The sequence below is a fragment of the Hanstruepera ponticola genome, from assembly GCF_012931685.1.
In the GTDB taxonomy this organism is placed as follows: domain Bacteria; phylum Bacteroidota; class Bacteroidia; order Flavobacteriales; family Flavobacteriaceae; genus Hanstruepera; species Hanstruepera ponticola.
This window is the reverse complement of sequence record NZ_JABANC010000001.1, coordinates 1,189,466-1,215,570: the sequence shown is the minus strand read 5'-3', so window position 1 is coordinate 1,215,570 and position 26,105 is coordinate 1,189,466. Positions and strand designations below refer to the sequence as shown.

The following is a 26,105-nucleotide window of genomic DNA, read 5'->3' as shown; positions in this document are numbered from 1 at the left end:
TTTACCTTGGTTTCATTTTGATATATCTTAATCAAAAAAAAGGCTAGAGTTACCTCAAGCCTTTTTATAGGAGACTAATCCAAATTTTATTCCTTTTTTTATTATCAAAGTTTAGTGGAATAACTTACTCAAAAGTATCAATCTTATCTGTTGAATAGATTGTTTTGATATGAAAGCCTTGAAATTTGATTTAAAAGGAAACCTACAATCAAATTTCAAAGAAAAAGCCATTGAAATCAATGGCTTTTCTCGCAAGATGAATTAAATTCATCTCAACCAATCATAATTATAAGTTAGTTTGATTCTTGAGCAATTAAAACTCCATTTCTATCATAAACAGTATAAAGACCATTCACAACTTCAACAGAGCCTACCATCATTACACCACCTGCACCATTGTTGGAATCTTCACTTTCTGATGTATATAATCCATTTAAGTCTAAAAATGCTGCAAATGATCCTAACTTTCCAAATGTTAATCTTAAAGGAATAGCTATTGCAGGATCTGGCATAAAGCCATTAGTATCCCATAAGTCAACCATGATATTATGTGTACCTTCTGTCAACTCTCCTGTCCACAAATTATTTGGGTTTGACGGCTCAAATAAATTTTCTGGACAATCACCAGTAAATGCATATGCTTCAAATGTATCTAAATAAACATCAAAATCCATATCACATAAATGATCATCTAAATTATCATCATCCCACTCAAGTAACATGGTAGCATTTTCATTAGAAAAATTTTGAATTGCTATGTTCATTTGAAATGGCTGATAAAATGCTGCAGTTGTACGCGAATCACCTATGTTAATCACAGCGGTTTCTGTATCTTCAATAACTATATCTTTATGAATAGTGATTGTTCCTGTTGCCGATGTTTGATATGCCGGTATATTTATATATCCTGTGGCAGGCAATGAAATATCATTTCCATCAGCAGTACCACTTTCTTGAAAAATATATACTCGAACTTGCTTATTAGTAGGCTTATCAAGTGTTGCTGTCAATGTGATAACCTGATCATTTTCTACCTCATTAAAATTGAAACTTCCAGTAGAACTCGTAACTGTTAAAGTTGGTTGATTACCATCAATTACTACATCTTCAACATCATCATTCTCACAGGCACTTAAGCCAATTAGTAATGCTGATAAAAAGACGTAATGCAACTTATTTACTAAATTTATTTTCATAATTATTTTTTTAAAGTTTAACATAAGTAGCCGTATATGTATTAAACACTGTATTACCACTAAATCCTATTGTGTATTCCAAAGTTATATCACCAGTGGCAGGGTCAACAGTTCCTAAAACATCTGTACCTTCCAAGAGGTTACTATAGATACCAGCTAAATTTTGCTGTTCAATGACAATACTTCCACAGACTTCAGTAAAAATAAAGCCTTCTCTAACCCCTCCATTGAGAACACCCACATCCCAAGTACCGGATGTATTTGTCAAATAAACACCTTCACTAATTTCTGTAATTGATTCTGCTGGGTGAAAATTGGTTAATCCAGAACTTGATGTAACTGACAATTCATATATACCACCTAAATCAGAAGAGCATGTTGCCTGTAATACAATAGTTACTTGACCTCGGTTTCCTGAAGCAACAATATTATTTGATGCTGAAGACGAACCTCCTGTTATATTTAATACAACTGTTGTTGGGTTTGCAGGATCCAATTCTCCTGAATGCACAATTATAGGCACATTAGTAAATGTGTTGCCTGCAGGGATAACCACAGAGCCGCTATTGTCCACAAAATCGAATTCAACACCTTCTATAGCAGTTGAAGAAGCATCCAATTCAAAATTTGCATTTGTTGGTGCATTAAGTGGATTTCCGTCACCTCCAGTAATACTTAAAGGAACAGTATAAGTAAAATCATCAGCATTATCATTTAAGAAAAATCCTGTTACTTGTGAAGAAGGAAATAATAATACATTGGGTCCTTCATTGAACGTTTGCTCATCATCATCTAAAACGCAAGATGTTATTGCAAATGACATTGCAAACAATACTAATATATATCTAAATGTTTTCATATCTGTTTTTATTTGTTTTATGGTTATTGCATCCAAAATGTGTGTCTATCAAATGCCGCGTTAGCACCTTGAGCCGGAACATTAGCTGAGTTTGATGCTAATTCTGCAGTTGGATAAAGTAAATTAGAAGGAAACACAGCTGAAGCTGCGCCTACTGGTATAGGAACAAAAGATGGAAATTCTGTACGAACACGATCCATCCACACTTCAAAACCTGAAATGAAGCCTCCTGCTATCCACTTTTGGGTAATTATTGCTTCGATTTCATTCCCTATACCATCAGCAGATTCCCAATTGATTATTGGGTTAATACTATTTGATTCATAATCAGCAGCAGCAGCAACTGGATTTGGAACTCCAAGTTCAGCAAATGATGCTGCAATACCTGCTTTATACAAATCTCCTGCATTCCCTGTAATTAAGTTTCTTTGCGCTGCTTCAGCCTGAAGAAATAATGCTTCAGAAAGTAACATTAGTTGAGCGTCTTGAGAACTGGAATTAATAATCCCAGGTCCTAAATCTGACACCAGATTTGAATTATATGCATTATCATAAACATTTTGAGGAACACCTACATACTCACCTCCAACAGGCAAAAATAGCCTTGCAACTCGAGGATCATTGTTATCTGTCATGAAATCAATATACGTATCACTACCTCTGGTTGCTCCTCCATTTGGCCCAGGAGTTGTCCCTCCAGGAGCAAATCCATGAACAGCATAAAACGGATTTTGTTTTCCTGCTTCATCTAAATAACCCGGATTTACTGATACTGTGCTATCAATAAAACCTATTCCACTATTCATCAACTCGTTATATTGTGCTGTTAAATCTTCACCTGTATTAATCTGACGTAAAAGCATTCTCAATTTCAACGTGTTTGCGAATTTTTGCCAAGCATTCATATCACCGCCAAGAATAACATCAGTAGTCACTGACTTTGTATTAGCTCCTGCGTTGGATATCATATTGATTGCTACATTTAATTGTTCATAGATAGCATCATAAATAGCTCTATCATCGTCATAAGCTGGTTGAGTGTTCTCTCCTCTTTGAAATGCTTCACTATAAATAATATCACCATACATATCTACCAAGGCAGCAAAATGGTAAGCTTTCATTATTTTGGCTATAGCTTTATAATAATCATAACCTGCTTCTGGAAAAGTTTCTACATAATCATAACTATATAAAGCAAGTGTATAAGTATTGTTCCATAAAGACTGATAGGTATCATTGTTAATGATATATGATTGTTCGGTTTGATACCAAACTCTATCTCCAGAATCCGAGATTACTCCAGCATAAATACCTCCTAACAAATTGAAGGAGTTATTAGCATTGTTAGCATTGTACATCATATCTGCACTATACTTTTGTGCTGCAGGCAACGTGAGTTCAGGTGTTGACGACGGTGGGTTTGTTGAACTATCGTTAACGTCTAAAAATTCATCACTACATGATGCTAAAGAAACAAGCATCAAAAAGAGCAATAAGTTTGTTTTAATATTTTTCATTTTCATTTTTTTAAAAATTAACATTCATTTTAAATCCGTAAGTCCCAGTCGGTGGTGTTTGCGCACTTGAACCAATACCACTAACACCATTACCTCCTGTGTTTATTGAAAATTCCGGATCAGTATATTTGTTTTCTTTAGCACGCCACATAAGTAAATTATTAGCAACTATTCCAAACGACAAGGCTTCAATAGGTGTTTTTTCCAAAAATTTAGAAGGCAAATTATAGTCTAATGCAATCTCTCTTATCTTGATAGCTGAAGCATCTACTACATAATTCTCCTTTATGTTATTATAAGATGTTTGCCAGAAATTTCTATTTCCTCCCGAAGTGGTTATGTTATTATTTTCCACATAAACTCCAGATCCTGGTGATGTTTCATAAGATGAATTAGGAAACACAAACGGCTGTCTGTTTGTAGAAGCACTATGCACAGTCAAACCTGCAAATTCTAATGCCTCAACAACTGTATTGTAGAATACATGACCTGTTTTATAATCAGCTACAGCAGAAAGCGTAAAATCTTTAAAGCGTATTCTTGTTGTTGCTCCTATAATTAAATCTGGGACAGTTGAACCTAAATTTATAAACTCGTTAGTCACTAGTGGATCTCCAGTGTTTGCATCAATTACAACACGTCCTTCTGGGTCTCTAACATAACCTGGTGCAAAAATAGCTGGATAAGCTTCTCCTACTTGCGCAAATAATGTTGCTGTGTTTTGGAATCCAGTTCCTACTTGTAAACGATCTGCTCCATCTGCCAATGAGATAACTTCAGATTTATTAGTAGTTACTGTAACACCTAAATCCCATTGGAAGTTTTCATATTTTAACGGTACTAAACCAAGATCAAATTCAAATCCTTGATTTTGAATTTCACCTATATTTGTCAAATAGGATCTTGCTCCAGAACCAGCTGATGCTTGTGAAAAGTTAATTTGGTCTTCTGATTTTACAAAATAATAGTTAGCTCCTAACGTAATTCTTCTTTTGAAAAACTCCACATTAAAACCACCTTCAATAGATGTTGAAAACTCCGGACTTAATTCAGGGTCTACAGCAATAGTTGTAGGTCTTAATCCAGTTGTAGTACCAAACGGAAATCCTCCTGGCACAATAAAGTTCTCATTAGTTTGACCTATTCCAGCATCATTACCTACTCGAGCATAACTGACGTTAAATTTCAAGTAATCTAACGCACCTTCTTTTAAACTTGTAAATGCATCTGTAGGCACAAAAGATAGACCTGCACTGTAATACCCATATGAATTATTGTCTATTGGTAGCGTTGAAGAAATATCTTGCCTGTAAGAACCTGTCAAATATAGATAGTCTCTAAACCCTAGAGTCAAATCACCGAAATAAGAATATAATCGTTTCTGAGTGGTTCCTTCTCCTCCTGTTAATTCTCCTGTTCTTACATTTACATTATAAATAACATTTGTAAATAAGTTGTTTCCACCTACATTAACTTGTTTACTTCTAAACGTTTCAACATGATTTCCTAAAATTAACCTAGCACTAATATCTTCTGTCAGTTGCCTATCAAAATTGACTAATAAATCTGAATTCAACCTAAAGTTGTCAGTCATCCCGTCTTGGACGGCATTTACCTCATCACTAGGTCTTGTATAAGTTAGCGTTGGATCATATTGCCATGCTTCTTGTGTATTTTTAAAGCTGCTGTTGAACCAAGTACCTCCTAACGTATAGGTCGCAGTTATCCAATCATTAAATTCATAATCCAACCTAGCAATTCCTTGTAATCTATTTGATCGTGCTGTATTTCTATTTTGATCAATTATTTGATACGGATTTTTAAAGTAAGCATTAAAATAAGTATCAGGCGTTGAGAATTTATCGGTACGCCAGTTTCTATAATTTGAAATAGGGATATGTCCTGGTGTATTTAATAAAATTCTATAGTAACTACCATCATTAGGACTGGCTCCCGCAACGTCTGTTTTATCTTGGAAGAATGATACTGAAGTTGATGTTTCTAATTTACCAGATTTTCTAGTAGCATTAAATCTAAAATTATCCCGAACATATTCATCGCCTGGTGTTACACCTGTTCTATCAACTCTTTGTGCTGAAAAGAAATAACTTGAGTTCTCACCACCACCACTTAAAGAAATGGCATTTTGCAAGGTAATACCTGTATCAAAAAAGTCTTTTTTATTATTTTTTATTGGTGCATAAGGTAATACCTGATAAGTTCCATCAGCCAAAATTGGCCCTACGCGCCTAGGTAATCCATCGTATCGTGGTCCCCAACTTTCGTTTTCAATAGGATCATATTCAAAGTTCTGTGTTGATCCACTACCAAATTTAGTTTGTGTTTCAGGAAAGTACTTAACTTCTTCAAAAGTCACTACCGAATTAAAGTTGATATTAATTTTTTCATTATTACCACCTCTCTTTGTAGTTACTATAATAGCGCCATTTGCTCCTTTAGAACCATAGAGTGTTACTGAAGAAGCTCCTTTCAGGATGTTTATAGACTCAATGTCATTTGCATTTAAATTATTAAGTGTTCCTTGAGATTGCGGCACACCATCTACAACTATAAGTGCTCCGTTATTACCTGTTAAAGAACTAAACCCACGGAGTACTACTTGAGAAGTAGGATTAACGCCATTATCACTTGTATTTATATTAAGACCTGAAGATTTACCTGAAAGCGCAGAAGCTACATCAACTGGAGCCGCTTGAACCAAGGTCTCTTTCTTCAATTCAGTAGTAGCGTAAGCAAGCTCTTTAGGCTTTCGCTTAATTCCTAATGCTGTAATCACAACCTCGTCAATCGCTGTTACATCAGGTTCAAGTGAAACATTAATTACATTGTTGGTGCCTACCGTTTGTTCTAATGATGTATAACCGAGATATGAAATTTGTAACACATCTCCTTGATTGACAGTTAAAGTATAATTTCCGTCAAAATCTGTTTGGGTACCATTAGTTGTTCCTTTGACAATAATATTTACCCCAGGAAGTGGCAATCCTGATTCATCAGAAACCGTTCCTGTTATTGATTTTTCTTGTGCGTATGAACAAATTGAAAAAAATACGAATAAGAAAAATAGTTTGTAACCTTGATTCATTGATATTATTTTAATGTTAATAATATGCTAATCTAATTGGTTACATACTCCATTATTTTACTGTTGAAGCATACAGTCATTATTTTGATGTGAATAACGAGTCTTTAGCTTTACCACTAGGAATATTTGATGATTTTCATGAAAAATGTCACATATATAGCAAATTTGGTTGTTCAAAATTAAATTAAGCCCATTCAAGACCATTTTTTACTAATAATACCTGATCTTTAAAAATATTTAAACTGTTGATTATTTGAAGTGAACAGCTTATATCTTGCAGTGAGAAGTTGTTATATTATTCTTAAAAAAACTTTAGGTAAGAGTCAAATAAAATTAAAAGTTTAATTTGCATATAGCTAATACCTTTTTTATACTAGTTTTTATTATTTCCGATGAAAATTACAACCTTAATTATTGACGACGAACCTCTTGCAAGACAACGCATTAGAAACTTGCTAACAGATATTGTTGAGATTGAGATATTGGACGAGTGCGCAACAGGCAAAAAAGCAATAAAGGCTATTGAGTCAAACAAACCTGATTTAATTTTTTTAGACATCCAACTAAAGGACATGACCGGTTTCAATGTGCTCGAAAAAATTGACAATGCTTTAAAGCCCATTGTTGTATTTATAACAGCCTACAATGAGTATGCTCTAAAAGCTTTTGAGTTTTTTGCGTTTGATTATCTTCAAAAACCATTTAAAGATGATCGTTTCTTTACTTCAACAAAAAAAGCAATTGAACAGGTAAAACAACGCAATAATTTAAAATTTGAAGACAAGATAGAAGGTTTATTGAATTTTGTTTATTCTAGAAATGAAAAACAAAACAAAACAACTAAATTCCCTATTAAACTTGGAAATAAGGTTGTGTTTATTGACAGTTCAGAAATAAAATATATAATTGCCTCAGGTTATTATGCTGAAATACACACTGAAAACAAAAAGCATCTGTTGCGAGAATCATTAAATAATTTAACAGAAGAATTGAATGCTTCAAAATTTGTTAGAATTCATCGTTCTACTATAATAAATCTAGATTTTATAAAAGAGCTCATACACTCGAACTATGGTGAGATTGATGTAAAAATGAATGACAACAATCTATTTAGAATTAGTAGAAGCTTCAAAAAAGAGTTTCTAAATAAAATGGGGCTATGATGAAAGAAAAAAACGATAAGAAATTATTTAGCATACTTTTTATTTTCACTTTAGTTTACAGTAACATAAAAATAGCTAAACAAAGTTATTTTAAATTTAAAGGCTACGCTCTAGATGATATAAGTTGGACCAATTTTTTTATAGAATATTATCTTACAGATATATTGATTATGACAATGCTTTTGGCACTCATTTTATTTCTTACAAAAAAAATGATTCACAAAGATTTTTCTAGATATGCTATTTTAAGTGTTCACTTATTTTTTGCTGCAGTAACTTGGGTTCTAGCTTATGTCATATATTACTTATATCGCTTCACCATACTTGAACTAAATTTCGATAATTTTAATTGGAATGAAGCCGTGTTCAACATTGTTAATTATTCTGACCGACATTTCATGTTTTATTTTGTTAATGTCTTTATCATTTACACATATTTTTACATTAATAAATCATCCCAAATTGAATTACAAAAGGCTCAATTAAAACAGCAATTAACCAATGTCCAGGTTAATGTACTTAAATATCAACTTCACCCTCATTTTTTTTTTAATACATTAAATAGTATTTCTACCTTAATTGAAACAGATGCCAAATTAGCACAAAACACTTTAGCCGATTTCAGTAATCTGTTACGCGATATTCTTTTTTTAAAAGACACCAACTTAATGCCGCTTTCTGTAGAAATGAAAATCTTAAAACGCTATATCGATATAATGTCTATACGTTTTTCTGATCATTTAAAAGTATCTATTCACGTAGAAGACAATTTAGGTGACGTTTTAATACCAAGTCTTATTTTACAACCCATTTTAGAAAACAGTATCAAGCATGGTTACTCTTACGATTCAACTGACCTAAAAATTGATATAGACATTTTTCAAAAAGAATCTAACCTCCATATTGAAGTGATAAATAATGGCGAGCCTCTTTCAGAAAATATAAAATATGGCACTGGCCTTAAAAACACCGTCGATAGGCTCATCACATTATATGAAAACAATTTTATTTTCAGTATTGAAAACAGAAAAGACAAAATTGGAGTTATTACTCAAATGATTATTCCAATTAAATCATAAATAGTTTGATTTCTCCTTTTTATAGGAGGATAAAATGATATTGGCAATATAACAACAATCATCATTTTAATTTAGGGTTAAATTAATGATTGCTATTCTTCCGTCTTCTTTAGCAAATATTTAAAATTAAGAATTATTTTTAAGTACTCATTATTTGATTAATTTACTTAATTATCAATTATTTTAATTCACAATCATATATTTTTTAACTTGCTCTTATTTAAGTTACCTAGAATGAATCTTACAAATAAAATCGCTTGGTTTTTAATATTATTAAGCATCACCTCTCAATCTTTTTCTCAAGTTTATTCAGAGCTAAACAATAAAAAGAAGGACACCACCGAATATAAATATATCCTCCCCATATTTGGAAAAAAAACACATGCTTTAGGATTTGATTTACCTTATTCTGCTGGGATAAGTATCAATTACCTCACTCAAAAATCAAATATTGTAATTTCTAATGTAAGTGTAGGATTTAATAATAGTGAATTATATAATGTAGATGACCTTATACGATTTAACAAAACTACAGCTACCTCAAATGGCTTAAATATAAGACCCGATTTATGGATATTCCCTTTTTTAAATGTTTACGGAATATTTGCTCAAGCTACAACCAACACAAATGTTGATGTTAGTGTAGTTATTCCGAGAATTAGTGGTTCTGAAGAATTATTTAGAATTCAAACCAGTCCTGAATTTAATACGACTACTGTTGGTTTTGGATTAACACCTACAGCTGGTTTTTTTGGTGGTTGGATTGCTCTTGACATGAATTTTACATGGACTGATGTTGATGCACAAGAAAACCCTGTTTATGCCTTTGTATTCGATCCGAGAATTGGTAAAACTTTTAACTTTAAGAAACCTCATCGTAATATTTCATTATGGGTTGGTGGATTTCGGGTTAAAGTAAGTCGGGACACACGTGGCAGTTTAGATTTTGGTGAAGTTCTGCCTATTGAAGAATGGGAAGAAAAAATTACAAATGGGCAAGTAAAAGTTGGTGAAGCACAGATAGAACTTGATGATTGGTGGGATAACTTAAGTCCTATTCAACAATCCAATCCAGTGAATGTTGCCAAACGAGAGGCAAATCAACTCAAACTTAACGCAGCCTCACGAGTTTTAAATGGAGCTGAAAGTGCTTTAGGTACAGCTGAAAACTCAAGTTTGCAATACACCCTAGATAAAAAACAAGAAACCATGTGGAATTTCATTGTAGGTAGTCAGTTTCAGCTAAACAAGCATTGGATGATTCGTGCTGAATATGGCTATTCATCAGGTAGAGAGCAGTTTTTTGGAGGATTGCAATATCGCTTTGGCTTATAGAAATTTTAAAAGAATGACGAATAGATTTCAATTATGAAAAAAACCTTTTTATTACTGACGGGATTGTTTTTTACAGTTTCTACCATTCAAGCACAAGCTGCTTTATTTGCCTTATTATTTGGAGACAAAGTTGCTTCTGAAAAATTTAATGTCAGTTTAGAGTTAGGTTTTAATCAACCTTTTTATTCTAATCTTGACAATAACGATAGATCAAAAATTGGCGTAAACTTTGGAATTGGAGGCAACTTAAAACTATCGGAAAATTGGTTTTTAAGTCCAAATATCTATTTTTTAGCGAAACGAAACATTCAATTAAACAATTTCTCTTTAGCTAGTGGCAATGTGAATTTAGACTCACAATTTGTAAATGTCCCAACAGAGGTAACATTAAATTACATTGATGTTCCTATATTTATATCTTATCAAACCAATAATAAAAAATATCGTTTTGGAATGGGGCCTCAAATATCATTTTTACAAAAGTCAAGAGCTATTTTTAAAAGGCCCGAAGGTGATTTTACTCAAAACTTTGATGGTTATACAGAAGATATAGACTACGGATTAATGGCCGACTTCGCTTATGTTTTAGGTAAAGCACATAAAGGGAAAGGCATCATCATTCATTTAAGATATTATCATGGACTGAATGATATATTAACTGATAAAATTAGTTCTCAAAATAATAGCTCTAATTTTGTAGCCTTACACCTAACTCTACCATTTATAACTGATGAGTTAGCAGAAAAGAATTTAAAGGAAAATTAAAGTGTTTTCTTTAACGCTATTAGATTTGCCAATAATAATTCCGAACTTAATCTAGTACTATAATCAGGATTAATATATTCATAAAGTATTTTACCCTTGGTATCTACAATCATAACTGTTGGCACTGGTAAAATATCAGAAGCTTCTTTTTGCGTTTTCTTAAAAATGTACCCTTTAGCTTTTTCTGGTGTTTTAAAACCAATACCTACATCTTGAATAAATTCAGCTTGAGGATCTGCAAACACACCGTAAGATAAACGTTCTCCTTCTATTGTTGGTTGTAAGGATTCTACATGATCGGGACTCACTGCTATAATTTGAAATCCTAAATCTAATATTTCTTGTTCAGATTCACCTAATGCCGATAATTGAGCATTACAATATGGACACCAGCCACCTCGATAAAACACCAACACCGTTGGCTTATTTTTTATCAGGGAATTTACAGAAACTTGATTGCCTTTTGAATCCAATAACATTGCATCTGGAATAGTCTCACCAATTAATAGTGGGCTAATATCTTCGGCTTGTTCTGGAACTTGTGCTAATACTGGTAAAGATAAAAATAAGGTAAGGATAATTGTAAGTGTCTTCATGATTTTGTTTTTGATTGAGTCTTAACTTCAATATTTACCTTACAAAAATTTAATGCGGTAATTTATCCTTTATCAATCCATAAACAAAAGTTCCCGCCATTGCTGCTAAAACCACTATAATCATGGAAACATATCCAGAACCAACCAGTGTATACATGGGCCCTGGACAAGCTCCAGCTAGAGCCCAACCCAAACCGAATAAAATACCACCAATTATATACCTATAAAAACTTTTGTCCTTCGCTTCAAAATGAATAGGGTTTTTATAAAAGGATTTAACTTTAAAACGCTTTATAACGTAAGTCATCAATACGCCTAAAATTAATGCCGAACCAATAATTCCATACATGTGAAAAGCTTGAAATTGAAACATTTCATAAATTCTGAACCATGATGCAGCTTCAGATTTAAACATGGTAATTCCAAACAAAATCCCGATTGCTAAATAAACTAGTGTCTTCATATCTTAAAATATTAAAGGGAATAAAAAGTGAATCATAACCAATCCACCAATAAAAAAACCAACTACAGCTATTAAAGAAGGTAATTGTAAATTACTTAACCCTGAAATCGCATGTCCTGAAGTACAACCTCCAGCGTATCTTGCTCCAAAACCTACCAGAAAACCTCCAATTATTAAAATAGCTAACGATTTTATATTACTCAAAGCCGAAATACTAAATAGCTCAGTTGGTAAATACGCTTGTCCAGCACTTTTAAACCCTAAACTATTTAAATCTGAAATAGTACTTTCACTTATGAGCACAGCATCATTAGGTGTTAAAAAATTTGAAGCTATGAATCCTCCAATAACAGCTCCAAGAACAACTATAAGATTCCAACGTTGAGACTTCCAGTCGAAATTAAAAAAATCGGCCTTCTTTCCTGCTCCAGCGATACTGCACATGGTTCTTAAATTGGAAGACATCCCAAATCGCCTATCAACCATAATTAATAAAAACATAATTAAAGCTATCATTGGTCCAGAAACACACCATGGCCAAGGTTGTAATATATATTCCATACTAACTTTTTTTTGCAAATAAAACAAATACTAATTATTTGCAATGTAACATTTGTTACGAAATTTATCTTCGATTAACAGTAGTTTTAACTTGTAAAAGAAATGTTCCGTAAATTTGCAAAAGCATTGAGAGAGAAAAATGAATAAATACATACAAGCATTTTACGATTCCTTCATAAACACTTTAAATTGGACTTGGAATTCTATTGTTTTTGAAATACCCTGGTACACGAATTACTTTTGGGGATTAATTGTTATTTCTTTGGTTGTTTGGTTTTTGGAAATAGCTTTTCCATGGCGTAAAAACCAAGCAATATTTAGAAAAGACTTCTGGCTTGATGCCTTTTATATGTTCTTTAATTTCTTCATTTTTTCAATTGTAATCAGTGGTGTATATACTGTAATGCAATTAGGTTTTAAAGACTTGGGCATTTCAATGAAAAGTTTAGCCCTAATAGATATATCTGTTTGGCCAATGTGGTTGCAATTATTAACCTTTTTTATTGTTCTAGATTTTGTACAGTGGCTTACTCATGTCATGCTTCATAGGTTTGAAGTATTATGGCGTTTTCATCAAGTACATCATAGTGTAAAAGAAATGGGGTTTGCCGCACACTTGCGCTATCATTGGATGGAAAATATTCTATATAAACCTCTGAAAGTTTTTGGCGTCATGATATTAGGTGGTTTTGAACCTGAACAAGCATACATTGTACATTTTACAGCCATAGCTATTGGTCATTTCAATCATTCAAACATTAAAATAACTTGGGGGCCACTAAAATACATTTTCAACAATCCAGTTATGCATTTATACCACCATGCTTATGCCTTACCAAAAGACAGAAATTACGGTGTGAATTTTGGGATTAGTTTGAGTGTTTGGGACTACTTGTTTAAAACCAACTACATTCCTGAAGAAAGTGGCACTATAGAATTAGGTTATAAAGGTGATGAACAAATGCCTAAAAATTTCTGGAGACAATTAACCTATGGTTTCTTTTCTAGTAAAAAGTAATGACTATTTATTAAGTAACTTTATAAAGAGTTCTCTTCCTTTTCTGCTATCAATCGAGTTGTAACAGGTTTCCAATGTTTCAATCTTAAAATAGAGCTCGAAGTATTTTATATACTCGTTTTTAGAACCTCCAAACGGTGGATGCGTAGTGTTTAAAGGATCATCAAAAAGAAGACCAACTAATTTTCCATCTGTCTCTAATAATTCATGCATTTTAACGGCATAATTGGAGCGCAAATTAGGATGAAGTGCACAGAAAAATGTTTGCTCTAAAATCAAATCAAAAGATTCTTCTAGATCAAAAAAATTACCGTTAATTAATTGATTATTGGGCATTTTAGGTAAACGCTTTTTTAAATTATTTAAAGCTGTTTGAGATAAGTCTATAACATAAACGTTTTCAAAACCATTTAACCATAAATATTCTGCTTCATACGCATTTCCAGCACCTGGGATTAAAATTTTTAGATCCTTATTTGTTAATTGATCAATATAGGTTTTTAAGGGTCTAGAAACTGTACCAATATCCCAACCTAGGTCGTTAGTTTGATAACGTCTATCCCAAAACTCTTCAGATAAATCGATAATTTCAGACATGTGATTCTATAAGTTTTATTAAGTCAATTTTTTGAACCACTCCAGATTGTCTCCACAATTGTTTTCCATTTTTATACAAAATAAGTGTTGGTACACCACGAACTTGAAGCTGAGCTGCTAATTCTTGATTCTTATCAACATCTATTTTAATAACACTCACCTTATCTCCTATTATATCTTTGACTTCTTTCAGAATTGGGCTCATCATTTTGCAAGGTCCGCACCATTCTGCAAAAAAATCGATTAAAACAGGTTTATCTTTATTAATAATACTTAAAAAATTGCTCATAATTATTTTTTATCAAACGAAATACTCCACATACCACGAACCTCATTTTCAGTATATCCAATGGCCATATCATTTGGATACAAGCGTTTTATAGTACTATAAACATTATGGTCTATACTTTTACCATGACATTGTAAACACATAGAATTAGTAGTAATAGGATAATAAAAGTTTACTTTATCTGATAAATGTTCAACAATAGGTTGTGGCTCTTGATTATTACTTATAACCTTTTCAAATTTCTTCAAATAGTATTTTTCTTTTGATTTTGCGGCATTTTTCGGATTTCTTGGCTTATCTGATACGCGTTTTATTGTGGCATTATAATATAAAGCCATACTATCAGTAATTGGATATGCCTTTTCATTACAAAATTCAACAGCTTCTATAATTCCCTTTTTCTGAATAGACATCATCAAGCTTTTTCCGAGCTCGGCTTTTGTTCCCATAGCGTACTTCATCCCAATGTCTTTATATGAAAGATTAGAATCTAATCTTGTTGCCTGCTGTATATCTTTCATCTTTCCTTTACCCATACCATTTCCTTTTCTAGATTCGCTTTCATGACCTTGCTGAAAATGATCTTCAAACCATTCTGGCTGTTCAATATCAAATTCATAAAGATATTCTGCTATTAAAGTAATGGTTGATTCTGGATAGGAAGCTTTAGGCATAACACCAAAACGTCTAACTGCAGCAGGCATTTTTGAATCCTGAGCATTAGGATTTTTCATGAAGTCCTGAATACTCTTTATAAAGTCTTCTTTCGAAATTCCGTCTGTTAAGTAATGCTTTTTCACAGCTATCATCGGTGGCGCAATGCGCTCATCATGTCCTGCAGTTGGACTATGACATACATTACAATTAATTTCTAATAGTTTTTTACCAGGATGTTCTTTCTCATTTGTTAATGAAGTTGCCACTGTATAGTCATTTTTCTTTTCGGAACCGTTATTACAACTGATAACTACTATACTTAAAATTAAAATGAATATTAACTTATTTCTCATGATTTGATAGTTTTCCTGTTGCACAACTCACGAATGATTTGGCTTTAGTAACTAACGAATTGTCGTCATTCATTTCTGGATATCCAAGTGCCTTTAGTTTCTGTTTTAACTCCAAAACTATTGGTTCTAAATCGTAGTTAAAAACAACCTCATCTTTATTAACTATGACATCTACGTTTTTGACGCCTTTTAATTCTAAAAGTTTTGTTTTTATAGTATGCGCGCAGCCACCACATTTTAGATTTTGAATTTTTATTGTCTTTTTCATAAGTAACATTTTAAAGTATAAAATTAATAAAAGAGGTTAAATTTTAATGTAACATTTGATACAAAAAAAGAGCGTCTGTAGACGCTCTTTTTTTAATTGAAAATATAAAATCTAATTATTTTAAAGTTGATGGGCAAACATGTTCAGTTACTGGTATACCTGCTTTTTTAATGGCTCCAAATCCGCCTGCAACATCAACTAAATTATGAATGCCACGACTTTTTAAAATAGAAGCGGCTATGACACTTCGATAGCCTCCTGCGCAGTGCACATAAAATGTTTCGTTTTCTGGAAACTCACTTAAATGATCATTCAAAAAATCTAATGGCGTAAGATGTGCATATTTTATATGGGAACTCGCATACTCACCTTCTTTTCTTACATCAAAAACTGGAATATCGTCTTTTTCTAATGCTGCTTTAAATGTTTCTGCAGATATCGATGAGATCGTATCATAATCTTTAGAAGCCGCTTTCCAAGCTTCAAAACCACCTTCTAAATACCCCAGGGTATTATCAAATCCAACACGTGATAAACGTGTTACAGTTTCTTCTTCACGTCCTTTTGGCGTAACCAATAAAATAGGTTGTTTTACATCGGCAATTAGTGCTCCAACCCATGGAGCAAAACCACCATCAATTCCAATAAAAATTGATCTTGGAATATGTCCTTTTACAAAATCGTTTTGATGACGCACATCTAAAACAATGGCTTCCGTTTCATTGGCTGCAGCTTCAAATGCGTCTGGTGACAAGGCTTGAGTACCTCGTTTCAAAACCTCATCAATATCATCATATCCTTCTTTATTCATTTTTACATTTAAAGGAAAATATTTAGGCGGCGCCTGTAATCCGTCTGTCACTTCCTGAATAAATTCTTCTTTTGTCATGTTAGCTCTTAAGGCATAATTCATGTTCTTTTGGTTTCCTAGCGTATCAACCGTTTCCTTCATCATATTTTTGCCACACGCCGAACCTGCGCCATGTGCTGGATAAACGATAACATCATCGGCTAAAGGCATAATTTTAGAACGCAAACTATCAAACAACATTCCTGCTAATTCTTCTTGTGTCATATCAGCCGCCTTTTGAGCTAAATCTGGACGACCAACATCACCTAAAAACAAGGTGTCTCCACTAAATATAGCATGATCTTTACCATTTTCATCGCGTAACAAATACGTTGTACTCTCCATGGTGTGCCCCGGTGTGTGCAAAGCTATGATAGTGATATCACCGAGTTTGAATTCTTCGTTATCTTTAGCTATATGCGCTTCAAAGGAAGGATTTGCAGTTGGCCCATAAATGATGGTTGCTCCAGTTTCTTTTGCTAGGGTTACATGACCACTTACAAAATCTGCATGAAAATGCGTTTCAAAAATGAATTTGATTTTAGCATGATCTTTTTTGGCTCGATCTATATACGGCTTTACTTCCCGTAATGGATCTATAATGGCCACTTCGCCTTTACTTTCAATATAATAAGCGCCTTGCGCTAAACATCCTGTATATATTTGTTCAATTTTCATAATTCTGTTTTTTAATTTTTTACAAATTTAAAGCCTTAATTAAAGTTTGACAGTAACTAAAGTTACATATCTATTTCACGAAAAACTCCATATAGAAAATAAATATAGCCATCACAAAAATAAAGTAACCAAATCCTTTTTTCAGTTTATTACCATCGATAAAATTCCCTAAATAACTCCCTATAAAGATACCAATTAATGACAGAGCAGTAAATGTTAAAAGAAATACCCAATCTATTTCCATGGTCAGAGCATCTCCCAGAAAAAAACCTAATAAGGATTTAAAGGCTATAATGATTAATGATGTGCCTACGGCAACTTTCATTTTCACATTAGCTAGTATTACCAGGGCTGGAATGATTAAGAAACCGCCTCCCGCTCCAATAAAACCTGTTATGGCTCCAACAACTAAACCTTCTAGAAGAATTAATGGATAGTTATATTTAATTTCTTTATTATCGGCTTTTTCTTCTCGTTTTTTTAACATAGAAAAAGCTGCAGGAATCATTAAAAGAGCGAAAAGTCCAAACATGCCCATTCGGCGTGTAAATTCGAACTCACCTATATGAAATAAAACATCTGGAAGTGCTGGTACAACATAATGCCTCACCAAAGTTACACCTATGATGGCTGGCACGCCAAATACAAAAGCCGTACGCCAATCAACATAACCCTTGAAATGTTGTTTTATTCCTCCAATTAGCGCACTTAAGCCAACCACAAACAATGAGTATGCTGTTGCAACTTTTTCATTTACCATAAACAAATAAGCCAACACAGGCACAGCTAATATAGAACCTCCACCTCCAATAAGACCTAATGATATGCCAATAATTAAAGCACTTATATATCCGAAAATTTCTAATAAATCCATAATTCGTTAATGAAATATGTGTGCAAAGATACAGATTGATAAATAGGCAATAAGTAACAATAGTTACATGTCATATTTACTTTAGAACAATATGATTTCTATGTAACTCGACTTTTCCTAAATTTTCTAGTTTTTTGAGTAATCTAGAAATCACTACGCGTGAAGTATGCAACTCATAAGCTATTTCTTGATGTGTACTATTTATAATATTATCGTTTGAAATACGAGCTTTCTCATTCAAATACTTCAATAAGCGTTCATCCATTTTCAAAAAAGCTATACTATCGATTGTTTCTAGTAATTCATTCAGGCGATTATGATAACTCTCAAAAACAAAATTTCTCCAGCTTTTATATTTTGCTGACCATTCTTCCATTTTTTCGATAGGAATCATGATTAATTTAGCATCAGTTTCAGCAATGGCACGTATTTCACTTTTAGTTTGTCCTAAACAACAAGTTAATGTCATAGCACAGGTATCTCCTTTTTCAAGAAAATACAGGAGTAATTCATCACCATCATTATCCTCACGCAATATTTTAACAGCACCAGAAACTAATAAAGGCATTGATCTTACATATTGGCCAATCTCAATCAATTTATCACCTTCAGGAACTTCTTTAAATGTGCCAACTTGATTAATCTCATTTAAAAGTTCTTTTTCAAAAAGATGTGAGTAGTTATGTATGAGTTCTTGAATCATTCTGATTTAGTTTCTGTTAAAGCATATCGTTTCACCAATTTTCCGAGTGATAGACCCTGAATCAATATTGAAAACACAACTATAAAATAGGTTATCACCAAAAACAAATCACGTTCCATATCAACGGTTAATCCTAATGCTAAAGCAATTGAAATACCTCCTCGCAATCCTCCCCAAGTCATAATTAAATTGGTTTTTGGTGCAAAATTTAATCGTTTTTCAAAAAATCGAACTGGAATTAGTAAAGACAAATAACGACATAATAATACCAAAGGGATAGCAATTAATCCTGCAGAAATATAATTCGTTTCAAATGTTAAAACTAGGATTTCCATTCCTATTAAAACAAACAGAATAGTGTTCAATAATATATCTATAAGTTCCCAAAATTTGTCGACATAACTTTCTGTTATTTCAGACATGGCAGAATTCCTAACGGTATCATTACCAATAACCAATCCTGCCGTTACCATTGCTAATGGTGCAGATAAATGATAAGCTTGTGCAATAACAGTTCCTCCCATAACAGCGGCGAGAGTAATAATTACCTCAATATCATAATCGTCTATTGACCTCATTAATCGGTATGTAATCCAGCCTATTGCGAGACCTAAAGTAATTCCACCAATTACCTCAACAGCAAACAACTCGAATATCTCAGAAACTTCAATTTCACCATGTCCTATTTGGGCAACTTTAAAAATGGTTAAAAATATTACCACTCCAACACCATCATTAAATAACGATTCACCAACAATTTTTGCTTCTAATTGTTTAGGCGCACCAACATTTTTAAGTATTCCCAAAACCGCAATGGGATCGGTTGGGGAAATTAACGCACCAAATAAGAGACAATAAATAAGTTTGATTTCTAACCCAAACAATGGTAAAACAAAATACATCCCATAACCCACAAGAAAAGTTGAAGCCAAAACCCCTAATGTTGCAAACACCAAAACTGGCCATCGTTGCACGCGCAACTGTTCAAAATTAGTATGAAGTGCACCAGCAAATAGCATAAAACTCAACATAATATCGAGTAAGACTTCCTTAAAATCAATTTGCGTAATGATATACTTTTCGGCATCCAATAATGTTGAATCAAAATAGCTTAATGCAAAAACGACCATTGTAAATACAATAGTTATAAACATTAAACCAATGGTGTTAGGAAGCTTCAAAAATCGCACATTTACATAACCAAAAAGGGCTGATAAAACAACAAGTATTGTAATGATATGAAAGTAATCCATGAATAAATTTTATTGAATATGCAATATACTATTTTCACTTTTTTTAAAAGTTGAAAAACCTCACAATTTTATGTAATCATTAATAAATTACTTCGACTTAAAACCGTATATTCATTTTTTTCGTAGAAATATTAATCGCCTAAAAAGAAAAAATGCAAAAAACTTATTACGATCCAGCTGATTTGAGAAAGTTCGGTAAAATTTCAGACTGGAATGAAGAATTGGGCTCTAAATTTTTCGAATATTATAATTCGGTATTTAAAGAAGGAAGCCTTACGGAACGAGAAAAATCACTTATTGCGTTAGCGGTAGCTCATACCATACAATGCCCTTATTGTATAGATGCTTACACTGGTGATGGTCTGCAACGTGGTATTACTAAAGAAGAAATGATGGAAGCACTTCATGTTGCCGGAGCTATAAGAGGTGGCGCATCCCTTGTACATGGTGTGCAGATGATGAATAAAGTCAATAAATTAGATTTATAAATGCTGAAATCGCTCCATAAACGTCATAGTGAACTAGCTAAAAGTAAACGTCAAGTAGAAATATTATCCAACGGTATTTTCCAGAGTGGTGACTTGCCAAAATTTAAAGATAAAATAGCAGAAAGCAATCAATTCCCTTTAAAAGCAAACAAACTTGAAATATTGCAAATAAATGTCGGATATATGTGCAATCAAGTTTGTGCACATTGTCATGTAGATGCAGGTCCTGATCGCAAAGAAATTATGACCAAAGAAACCATGTTACAATGTCTTGATGTTATTAAAAAAACTGAAGCACATACATTAGATTTAACAGGAGGTGCACCAGAAATGAATCCAAACTTTAGATGGTTTGTTGAAGAAGCCTCAAAAGCTGGAATTAAAGACTTTATTGTACGCTCTAACTTGACCATTATTAGAGCCAATAAAAAATATCACGATTTACCAGAATTTTTCAAAAAGCATAATGTTCATGTTGTCAGTTCTATGCCACATTGGACCAAAGGTAAAACAGATAAGCAACGTGGTAATGGTGTTTTTGATAAATCAATCCAAGCATTAAAAGATTTAAATGCTATTGGTTACGGTTTGCCAGGAAGTGATTTGCGTTTGGATTTAGTTTATAATCCTTCTGGAGCTTTTTTACCTGGGAATCAAATGGCATTGGAAAAGGATTTCAAAAAAGCTTTATTAGACGATTTTAATATTCAATTTCATAATTTATTCGCTATAACTAATTTACCTATCAGTCGATTTTTAGATTATTTAATTGCTTCAGAAAATTACGAAGATTATATGTATTCGTTAGTAGAAGCCTTTAATCCAGAAGCTGTTAAAAATGTTATGTGTACGAATACTATTTCGGTGAGTTGGGATGGCTATTTGTATGATTGTGATTTTAATCAAATGCTAAATTTACCTGTAAAAAGTAAAGCCAAACATATTTCAGAATATAACTCTGAATTACTAGAAGGTCGTTCTATTGTCATTTCGCAACATTGCTATGGCTGCACAGCAGGTGCAGGAAGTAGCTGCCAAGGAAGTGTAACCTGATGAAAACAATTTTTTTACATATCGCTCTTTTTTGTGTTGTATTATCCGGTTTTTCACAAGAAACATTATCGAATTTACTTAAGCAGTACAATACCAATTCAGTTCCCTACATATCTGTTCAGGAACTAGCTATGCCTAAAACACAAGCTATAATTTTAGATGCAAGAGAACTACCAGAATATGAAGTAAGTCATTTAAAAGATGCTATTCATGTTGGTTATGATAGCTTTGATATTAAAATTTTAGAAAATAAACTGACTGATAAAAATGAATTAGTAGTTGTGTACTGTTCTTTAGGCATACGTTCTGAAGACATTGCTGAACAATTTAAAAAGGCAGGGTATACCAATGTTTACAATTTGTATGGCGGCATTTTTGAATGGAAGAATAACGGTTTTAAAGTTTATAACAATGATGGAGAAACCTCTAAAATACATGGCTTTTCAAAGGAATGGAGCAAGTGGTTAATTAAAGGTGAATGTGTTTATGAATAAAAACCTCCTCATCGTTTTTGCAAAAAACATCAAACTTGGTAAAGTAAAAACACGCCTGGCTAAAACCATTGGAAATCAAGAAGCATTTGCCATTTACAAAATACTTGTAGATAAAACCGAAGAAGCCACGAAATACTTGCCAGTTGACAAGCATATCTATTTTTCAGATGAAATCATTTCAACGAAATGGCCAAACGATTTTAAAACTGTTCAGAAAGGTGTTGATTTAGGCGAACGCATGAAAAATGCTTTTAAAGATGGATTCGATAAAGGTTATATAAACATCATTCTTATTGGTTCGGATTTACCCGATATTTCTGAATCTATTTTAACTAACGCATTTGAAATTCTTAAAACTAATGACACTGTTTTTGGTCCAGCTGAAGATGGTGGCTACTATTTAGTTGGTATGAAACAACTATATAACTGTGTTTTTGATAATAAAGCTTGGAGTACAGCAAGTTTATTGCATGACACTATTCAAGAGTTGAAATCTGAAAATAATTCATTTGAATTGTTAGAAATGCTAAATGACATTGATACTTTTGAAGACTTTAAAACATCAACAATTTACAAGACTTATTTACATGATAAAATTAATAACTGAAACAACAGAATATTTACAAAGCAAAGGATTTGACAACCCCGAAATTGGAATTATACTAGGAACCGGTTTAGGTAAACTTTTAGATGAAGTAGAAATCATTGCCGAAGTGAGTTATAATCATATTCCTAATTTTCCCACAGCAACAGTTGAGTTTCATAAAGGCAAATTGATTTATGGGTTAATTGAAGGCAAAAAAGTTGTGGTTATGCAAGGACGCTTTCATGTTTATGAAGGTTACACGCTTCAGGACGTCACCTACCCTGTTCGCATAATGGAAAAACTAGGTATAAAAACCTTATTGGTTTCGAATGCATCAGGAGCAATAAATCTGAATTTCAAAAAAGGGGAGCTCATGCTAATTGATGACCATATAAATCTTCAAGGCAGTTCACCATTAGCCTTTAAAGGTGTTGAGTTTTTAGGCGAACGCTTTACTGATATGAGTGAACCTTATGACGCTGAAATAAATTCTAAAATCGAATCCATTGCTAATGACAAAGGTATTAACCTTCACAAAGGTGTTTACGCCAGTGTTGTTGGTCCGCAATTAGAAACAAAAGCTGAATACCGAATGTTAAAAATAATTGGTGCAGATGCGGTTGGTATGAGTACGGTTCCTGAAATTATTGTCGCTAATCATTTAAATTTAAAAACTGCAGCAGTGTCAGTTTTAACCGATGAATGCGACCCAGATAATCTAAAACCTGTTGATATTTCAGAAATAATTGAAATGGCTGGAAAAGCAGAACCGCAAATGATTACGCTCTTTAAAGAATTAATTAAATCACTCTAAATACATGAGCAATTACCTAGACACTACACATGATGTTTATAAAGAAGCAGCGCTAACACCAGATGTTGGGTTATGTTGTACGACTAATCCTATTTGGGAACTACCTGGATTAAAAATTCCAAGAATCATGCAAGAAATGAATTATGGTTGTGGTAGTACTGTGCATGCACGTGATTTAACCAATAATCCAAAAATGCTTTATGTTGGTGTTGGTGGAGGTATGGAATTATTACAATTTGCCTATTTCAATCGTGAAAAAAATGGTGTCATTGGGATTGATGTTGTTGATGAAATGTTAGAAGCTTCACGAAAAAACTTTAAGGAAGCTGAAGAACTAAATCCATGGTTTAAAAGTGAGTTTATAGAATTAAAAAAGGGTGATGCCATGAATTTGCCTGTAGCAGATAATAGTATTGATGTTGCTGCACAAAATTGTTTATTTAACATTTTTAAAGCAGACGATTTAAAAAAGGCTATTGCTGAAATGTATAGGGTTTTAAAACCCCATGGACGTTTAGTTATGAGTGATCCAACATGTGAACAACAAATGAATGATGAATTGCGAAATGACGATAGATTAAGAGCTTTGTGTTTAAGCGGTAGTTTGCCTATTGCTGATTATGTAAAAATGTTAACTGATGCTGGTTTTGGAACGATTGAAATTCGCGCTAGAAAACCGTATCGTATTTTAGATCCATTGCATTATCCAACAGACGAAATAATTTATATTGAATCTATTGAAGTAGCAGCAATTAAAGATCCAATGCCTGTTGATGGGCCTTGTATCTTTACAGGAAAAGCTGCTATTTATTATGGCGAAGACGATTTTTTTGATGATCAGGCAGGTCATGTTTTATTAAAGAATCAACCTTTAGCTATATGTGATAAAACGGCGCTTGCGCTAGCTTCTTTAAATAGACATGATTTATTTATTAGCGAGTCAACATACCATTATGATGGTGGTGGCTGTTGCTAATTAACAATATTGGAATAGTTATTGAATTTAGATGAGTATGAAAAAAGTTTTAATCCTTATCACTATAATAATAGCCACACATCAATTATCAATGGCGCAACAGGTTGATCATACAATTTGGTCAACATTTTTACAAAACCATGTAAGTAAAGATGGTCACGTCCATTACAAAAACATCAAGGTAAATAACGCAGAATTAACTAATTATCTCAACCAATTTGTTGAAATATCTCCAAGCAAAACTTGGAAAAAAAATGAAATACTAGCCTACTGGATTAACGCATATAATGCCTTTACCGTTAAGTTGATTATAGACAACTATCCTGTACAAAGTATAAAAGACATTAAAGATCCTTGGGATCAAAAATTTATTCCAATTAATGGCGAACTGATTTCTTTAAATGATATTGAACATGAGATTTTAAGAAAAATGGATGAACCTAGAATTCATTTCGCCATTGTTTGTGCTTCGGAATCCTGCCCTAAACTTCAGAATAAAGCCTTTGTTGCTGATAAATTAGAACAACAATTAACTAATGCAACCAAGGAATTTTTAGACGATAACACAAAAAATAGAATTACGAAAAATGAATTAGAGCTTTCTAAAATTTTCAAATGGTTTTCTAAAGATTTCAAACAAAAGGGCAGTCTAATTGATTTTCTGAATCAATATTCAGAAGTGCAAATTTCAGAAGATGCTAAAATCAATTACTTGGATTATAGTTGGGAGCTGAATGACTAATAAACTTTCCATAATAATTCCAGTTTTAAATGAAGCTGAAAACATCGTTTCATTATTAAATCATCTCAATGAAAATGCTTCCCCTGAAAATATCGCTGAAATTCTTGTAGTTGATGGAGGTAGTACAGATGGTACTCCAGAAAAAGTTCTAAACACAAAATTTGCACATGCAAATTTCACTCGAACTGACATTAAGTTATTGCGTTCCGAGAAAGGTAGAGCTAAACAAATGAATTTAGGTGCTAAAAAGGCAACTGGAAACATACTCTATTTTCTACATGCCGATTCCTTTCCGCCTAAAAACTTTGACCGCTTTATTATTAATGAAGTCACCAAAGGAAAAGAAGCCGGTTGTTTTAGAATGCAATTTAATAATAGTCATTGGTGGTTACGTTTAGCAAGTTGGCTCACGCAATTTTCATGGCGTGCTTGCAGAGGAGGTGATCAAAGTCAGTTTGTTACCAAATCCCTATTTGAAGAAATAGGAGGCTACAATGAAAACTATATTATTTATGAGGATAATATATTGATTAACGAATTGTATGCTAAAAAGCAATTTGTTGTTATTCAAGAGAAAATTAAAACTTCGGCTCGACTATATGAAAAACATGGTGTCTGGAAATTACAATATCATTTCTGGACCATCTATGTAAAAAAGTGGTTAGGTGCTTCGGCCGATGAACTATACAGATACTACAAAAAACATATAGCAGTGTAACAAAACCTAGGCTACGCTCGTCTGTTAAAAATAAGATAAATCTTACTTAAAAAA

General features: G+C 32.8%; 28 protein-coding genes. 13 read left to right on the top strand and 15 right to left on the bottom strand.

Annotation, left to right across the window (positions count from 1 at the left end):
* Positions 1 to 293: 293 nt before the first annotated feature.
* Genes HGK31_RS05420 through HGK31_RS05405 form a run of 4 tightly spaced genes read right to left on the bottom strand, consistent with a single transcriptional unit; the run spans position 294 to position 6,678 of the window.
* Positions 294 to 1,196: a hypothetical protein gene (locus HGK31_RS05420; RefSeq protein ID WP_191858809.1), complete on the bottom strand. Its 903-nt coding sequence runs from the start codon at positions 1,194 to 1,196 to the stop codon at positions 294 to 296.
* Positions 1,197 to 1,206: 10 nt separating this feature from the next.
* Entirely contained in the window at positions 1,207 to 2,055 is an 849-nt protein-coding gene (locus HGK31_RS05415) for a hypothetical protein (RefSeq protein ID WP_191858808.1), read from the bottom strand.
* A 23-nt stretch (positions 2,056 to 2,078) separates the two neighbouring features.
* Positions 2,079 to 3,572: a SusD/RagB family nutrient-binding outer membrane lipoprotein gene (locus HGK31_RS05410; protein WP_191858807.1), complete on the bottom strand. Its 1,494-nt coding sequence runs from the start codon at positions 3,570 to 3,572 to the stop codon at positions 2,079 to 2,081.
* 10 nt (positions 3,573 to 3,582) lie between these two features.
* Entirely contained in the window at positions 3,583 to 6,678 is a 3,096-nt protein-coding gene (locus tag HGK31_RS05405) for a SusC/RagA family TonB-linked outer membrane protein (protein ID WP_191858806.1), read from the bottom strand.
* Between the two features lie 392 nt (positions 6,679 to 7,070).
* On the opposite strand from HGK31_RS05405, the gene HGK31_RS05400 reads away from it, so the two are divergent.
* From HGK31_RS05400 to HGK31_RS05385, 4 genes are all read left to right on the top strand, one after another.
* On the top strand, positions 7,071 to 7,841 hold the full coding sequence (locus HGK31_RS05400; protein ID WP_223115305.1) for a LytR/AlgR family response regulator transcription factor: 771 nt from the start codon (positions 7,071 to 7,073) through the stop codon (positions 7,839 to 7,841).
* On the top strand, positions 7,838 to 8,920 hold the full coding sequence (locus tag HGK31_RS05395; protein ID WP_191858805.1) for a sensor histidine kinase: 1,083 nt from the start codon (positions 7,838 to 7,840) through the stop codon (positions 8,918 to 8,920). Before HGK31_RS05400 ends, HGK31_RS05395 begins: the two co-directional genes overlap by 4 nt.
* Positions 8,921 to 9,154: 234 nt before the next feature.
* On the top strand, positions 9,155 to 10,255 hold the full coding sequence (locus HGK31_RS05390; protein ID WP_223115304.1) for a hypothetical protein: 1,101 nt from the start codon (positions 9,155 to 9,157) through the stop codon (positions 10,253 to 10,255).
* A gap of 33 nt (positions 10,256 to 10,288) precedes the next feature.
* On the top strand, positions 10,289 to 11,020 hold the full coding sequence (locus HGK31_RS05385; protein ID WP_191858804.1) for a porin family protein: 732 nt from the start codon (positions 10,289 to 10,291) through the stop codon (positions 11,018 to 11,020).
* On the opposite strand, the gene HGK31_RS05380 is transcribed toward HGK31_RS05385, so the two are convergent.
* The 3 genes from HGK31_RS05380 to HGK31_RS05370 are packed head-to-tail and all read right to left on the bottom strand — an operon-like array spanning position 11,017 to position 12,640.
* Positions 11,017 to 11,616: a peroxiredoxin-like family protein gene (locus HGK31_RS05380; protein ID WP_191858803.1), complete on the bottom strand. Its 600-nt coding sequence runs from the start codon at positions 11,614 to 11,616 to the stop codon at positions 11,017 to 11,019. The two genes, HGK31_RS05385 and HGK31_RS05380, sit on opposite strands and share 4 nt — an antisense overlap.
* 49 nt (positions 11,617 to 11,665) lie before the next feature.
* Positions 11,666 to 12,079, bottom strand: a complete 414-nt coding sequence (locus tag HGK31_RS05375; protein ID WP_191858802.1) for a YeeE/YedE family protein — start codon at positions 12,077 to 12,079, stop codon at positions 11,666 to 11,668.
* A gap of 3 nt (positions 12,080 to 12,082) precedes the next feature.
* Positions 12,083 to 12,640 (bottom strand): YeeE/YedE family protein, encoded by a 558-nt coding sequence (locus tag HGK31_RS05370; protein ID WP_191858801.1) that lies wholly within the window; start codon positions 12,638 to 12,640, stop codon positions 12,083 to 12,085.
* A gap of 139 nt (positions 12,641 to 12,779) precedes the next feature.
* Between HGK31_RS05370 and HGK31_RS05365 the strand changes: the two genes are divergently transcribed.
* Complete coding sequence (locus tag HGK31_RS05365; protein ID WP_191858800.1) at positions 12,780 to 13,658, top strand: sterol desaturase family protein; 879 nt, start codon at positions 12,780 to 12,782, stop codon at positions 13,656 to 13,658.
* 3 nt (positions 13,659 to 13,661) lie between these two features.
* Here HGK31_RS05365 and HGK31_RS05360 read toward each other — a convergent pair whose 3' ends face one another.
* From HGK31_RS05360 to HGK31_RS05325, 8 genes are all read right to left on the bottom strand, one after another.
* Complete coding sequence (locus HGK31_RS05360) at positions 13,662 to 14,255, bottom strand: methyltransferase domain-containing protein (RefSeq protein ID WP_223115303.1); 594 nt, start codon at positions 14,253 to 14,255, stop codon at positions 13,662 to 13,664.
* Positions 14,248 to 14,544, bottom strand: a complete 297-nt coding sequence (trxA, locus tag HGK31_RS05355; protein ID WP_191858799.1) for a thioredoxin — start codon at positions 14,542 to 14,544, stop codon at positions 14,248 to 14,250. The genes HGK31_RS05360 and trxA overlap by 8 nt, the downstream gene beginning before the upstream one ends.
* 2 nt (positions 14,545 to 14,546) lie before the next feature.
* The gene (locus HGK31_RS05350; RefSeq protein ID WP_191858798.1) at positions 14,547 to 15,554 is read right to left on the bottom strand and encodes a Tll0287-like domain-containing protein; all 1,008 of its coding nucleotides are present in this window, start codon (positions 15,552 to 15,554) and stop codon (positions 14,547 to 14,549) included.
* A complete protein-coding gene (locus tag HGK31_RS05345) occupies positions 15,544 to 15,822 on the bottom strand; it encodes a heavy-metal-associated domain-containing protein (protein ID WP_191858797.1) in 279 nt (92 codons plus the stop codon). The genes HGK31_RS05350 and HGK31_RS05345 overlap by 11 nt, the downstream gene beginning before the upstream one ends.
* Positions 15,823 to 15,937: 115 nt before the next feature.
* Complete coding sequence (locus HGK31_RS05340; protein ID WP_191858796.1) at positions 15,938 to 17,350, bottom strand: MBL fold metallo-hydrolase; 1,413 nt, start codon at positions 17,348 to 17,350, stop codon at positions 15,938 to 15,940.
* A 70-nt stretch (positions 17,351 to 17,420) separates the two neighbouring features.
* A complete protein-coding gene (locus HGK31_RS05335; protein ID WP_104735507.1) occupies positions 17,421 to 18,224 on the bottom strand; it encodes a sulfite exporter TauE/SafE family protein in 804 nt (267 codons plus the stop codon).
* Between the two features lie 76 nt (positions 18,225 to 18,300).
* A complete protein-coding gene (locus tag HGK31_RS05330; protein ID WP_191858795.1) occupies positions 18,301 to 18,927 on the bottom strand; it encodes a Crp/Fnr family transcriptional regulator in 627 nt (208 codons plus the stop codon).
* Entirely contained in the window at positions 18,924 to 20,180 is a 1,257-nt protein-coding gene (locus HGK31_RS05325) for a cation:proton antiporter (protein ID WP_191858794.1), read from the bottom strand. The genes HGK31_RS05330 and HGK31_RS05325 overlap by 4 nt, the downstream gene beginning before the upstream one ends.
* 152 nt (positions 20,181 to 20,332) lie before the next feature.
* Between HGK31_RS05325 and HGK31_RS05320 the strand changes: the two genes are divergently transcribed.
* Genes HGK31_RS05320 through HGK31_RS05285 form a run of 8 tightly spaced genes read left to right on the top strand, consistent with a single transcriptional unit; the run spans position 20,333 to position 26,051 of the window.
* A complete protein-coding gene (locus tag HGK31_RS05320) occupies positions 20,333 to 20,668 on the top strand; it encodes an arsenosugar biosynthesis-associated peroxidase-like protein (RefSeq protein ID WP_104735504.1) in 336 nt (111 codons plus the stop codon).
* Positions 20,669 to 21,721, top strand: coding sequence for an arsenosugar biosynthesis radical SAM (seleno)protein ArsS (arsS, locus tag HGK31_RS05315; RefSeq protein ID WP_191858793.1), 1,053 nt, complete (start codon positions 20,669 to 20,671; stop codon positions 21,719 to 21,721).
* Positions 21,721 to 22,215: a rhodanese-like domain-containing protein gene (locus HGK31_RS05310; protein ID WP_191858792.1), complete on the top strand. Its 495-nt coding sequence runs from the start codon at positions 21,721 to 21,723 to the stop codon at positions 22,213 to 22,215. Before arsS ends, HGK31_RS05310 begins: the two co-directional genes overlap by 1 nt.
* Positions 22,208 to 22,822: a TIGR04282 family arsenosugar biosynthesis glycosyltransferase gene (locus tag HGK31_RS05305; protein ID WP_191858791.1), complete on the top strand. Its 615-nt coding sequence runs from the start codon at positions 22,208 to 22,210 to the stop codon at positions 22,820 to 22,822. The genes HGK31_RS05310 and HGK31_RS05305 overlap by 8 nt, the downstream gene beginning before the upstream one ends.
* Positions 22,803 to 23,615, top strand: a complete 813-nt coding sequence (locus HGK31_RS05300) for a purine-nucleoside phosphorylase (RefSeq protein WP_191858790.1) — start codon at positions 22,803 to 22,805, stop codon at positions 23,613 to 23,615. The genes HGK31_RS05305 and HGK31_RS05300 overlap by 20 nt, the downstream gene beginning before the upstream one ends.
* 4 nt (positions 23,616 to 23,619) lie before the next feature.
* Entirely contained in the window at positions 23,620 to 24,591 is a 972-nt protein-coding gene (arsM, locus tag HGK31_RS05295) for an arsenosugar biosynthesis arsenite methyltransferase ArsM (protein WP_191858789.1), read from the top strand.
* 37 nt (positions 24,592 to 24,628) lie between these two features.
* Positions 24,629 to 25,333: a DUF547 domain-containing protein gene (locus tag HGK31_RS05290; RefSeq protein ID WP_233450986.1), complete on the top strand. Its 705-nt coding sequence runs from the start codon at positions 24,629 to 24,631 to the stop codon at positions 25,331 to 25,333.
* Entirely contained in the window at positions 25,326 to 26,051 is a 726-nt protein-coding gene (locus HGK31_RS05285; protein ID WP_191858787.1) for a TIGR04283 family arsenosugar biosynthesis glycosyltransferase, read from the top strand. The genes HGK31_RS05290 and HGK31_RS05285 overlap by 8 nt, the downstream gene beginning before the upstream one ends.
* The last annotated feature ends 54 nt before the right edge of the window (positions 26,052 to 26,105 follow it).

Coding starts and splice junctions, on each gene's coding strand:
- HGK31_RS05420 (WP_191858809.1), bottom strand. CDS start 1,196: ATGAAAATAAATTTAGTAAATAAGTTGCATTACGTCTTTTTATCAGCA.
- HGK31_RS05415 (WP_191858808.1), bottom strand. CDS start 2,055: ATGAAAACATTTAGATATATATTAGTATTGTTTGCAATGTCATTTGCA.
- HGK31_RS05410 (WP_191858807.1), bottom strand. CDS start 3,572: ATGAAAAATATTAAAACAAACTTATTGCTCTTTTTGATGCTTGTTTCT.
- HGK31_RS05405 (WP_191858806.1), bottom strand. CDS start 6,678: ATGAATCAAGGTTACAAACTATTTTTCTTATTCGTATTTTTTTCAATT.
- HGK31_RS05400 (WP_223115305.1), top strand. CDS start 7,071: ATGAAAATTACAACCTTAATTATTGACGACGAACCTCTTGCAAGACAA.
- HGK31_RS05395 (WP_191858805.1), top strand. CDS start 7,838: ATGATGAAAGAAAAAAACGATAAGAAATTATTTAGCATACTTTTTATT.
- HGK31_RS05390 (WP_223115304.1), top strand. CDS start 9,155: ATGAATCTTACAAATAAAATCGCTTGGTTTTTAATATTATTAAGCATC.
- HGK31_RS05385 (WP_191858804.1), top strand. CDS start 10,289: ATGAAAAAAACCTTTTTATTACTGACGGGATTGTTTTTTACAGTTTCT.
- HGK31_RS05380 (WP_191858803.1), bottom strand. CDS start 11,616: ATGAAGACACTTACAATTATCCTTACCTTATTTTTATCTTTACCAGTA.
- HGK31_RS05375 (WP_191858802.1), bottom strand. CDS start 12,079: ATGAAGACACTAGTTTATTTAGCAATCGGGATTTTGTTTGGAATTACC.
- HGK31_RS05370 (WP_191858801.1), bottom strand. CDS start 12,640: ATGGAATATATATTACAACCTTGGCCATGGTGTGTTTCTGGACCAATG.
- HGK31_RS05365 (WP_191858800.1), top strand. CDS start 12,780: ATGAATAAATACATACAAGCATTTTACGATTCCTTCATAAACACTTTA.
- HGK31_RS05360 (WP_223115303.1), bottom strand. CDS start 14,255: ATGTCTGAAATTATCGATTTATCTGAAGAGTTTTGGGATAGACGTTAT.
- trxA (WP_191858799.1), bottom strand. CDS start 14,544: ATGAGCAATTTTTTAAGTATTATTAATAAAGATAAACCTGTTTTAATC.
- HGK31_RS05350 (WP_191858798.1), bottom strand. CDS start 15,554: ATGAGAAATAAGTTAATATTCATTTTAATTTTAAGTATAGTAGTTATC.
- HGK31_RS05345 (WP_191858797.1), bottom strand. CDS start 15,822: ATGAAAAAGACAATAAAAATTCAAAATCTAAAATGTGGTGGCTGCGCG.
- HGK31_RS05340 (WP_191858796.1), bottom strand. CDS start 17,350: ATGAAAATTGAACAAATATATACAGGATGTTTAGCGCAAGGCGCTTAT.
- HGK31_RS05335 (WP_104735507.1), bottom strand. CDS start 18,224: ATGGATTTATTAGAAATTTTCGGATATATAAGTGCTTTAATTATTGGC.
- HGK31_RS05330 (WP_191858795.1), bottom strand. CDS start 18,927: ATGATTCAAGAACTCATACATAACTACTCACATCTTTTTGAAAAAGAA.
- HGK31_RS05325 (WP_191858794.1), bottom strand. CDS start 20,180: ATGGATTACTTTCATATCATTACAATACTTGTTGTTTTATCAGCCCTT.
- HGK31_RS05320 (WP_104735504.1), top strand. CDS start 20,333: ATGCAAAAAACTTATTACGATCCAGCTGATTTGAGAAAGTTCGGTAAA.
- arsS (WP_191858793.1), top strand. CDS start 20,669: ATGCTGAAATCGCTCCATAAACGTCATAGTGAACTAGCTAAAAGTAAA.
- HGK31_RS05310 (WP_191858792.1), top strand. CDS start 21,721: ATGAAAACAATTTTTTTACATATCGCTCTTTTTTGTGTTGTATTATCC.
- HGK31_RS05305 (WP_191858791.1), top strand. CDS start 22,208: ATGAATAAAAACCTCCTCATCGTTTTTGCAAAAAACATCAAACTTGGT.
- HGK31_RS05300 (WP_191858790.1), top strand. CDS start 22,803: ATGATAAAATTAATAACTGAAACAACAGAATATTTACAAAGCAAAGGA.
- arsM (WP_191858789.1), top strand. CDS start 23,620: ATGAGCAATTACCTAGACACTACACATGATGTTTATAAAGAAGCAGCG.
- HGK31_RS05290 (WP_233450986.1), top strand. CDS start 24,629: ATGAAAAAAGTTTTAATCCTTATCACTATAATAATAGCCACACATCAA.
- HGK31_RS05285 (WP_191858787.1), top strand. CDS start 25,326: ATGACTAATAAACTTTCCATAATAATTCCAGTTTTAAATGAAGCTGAA.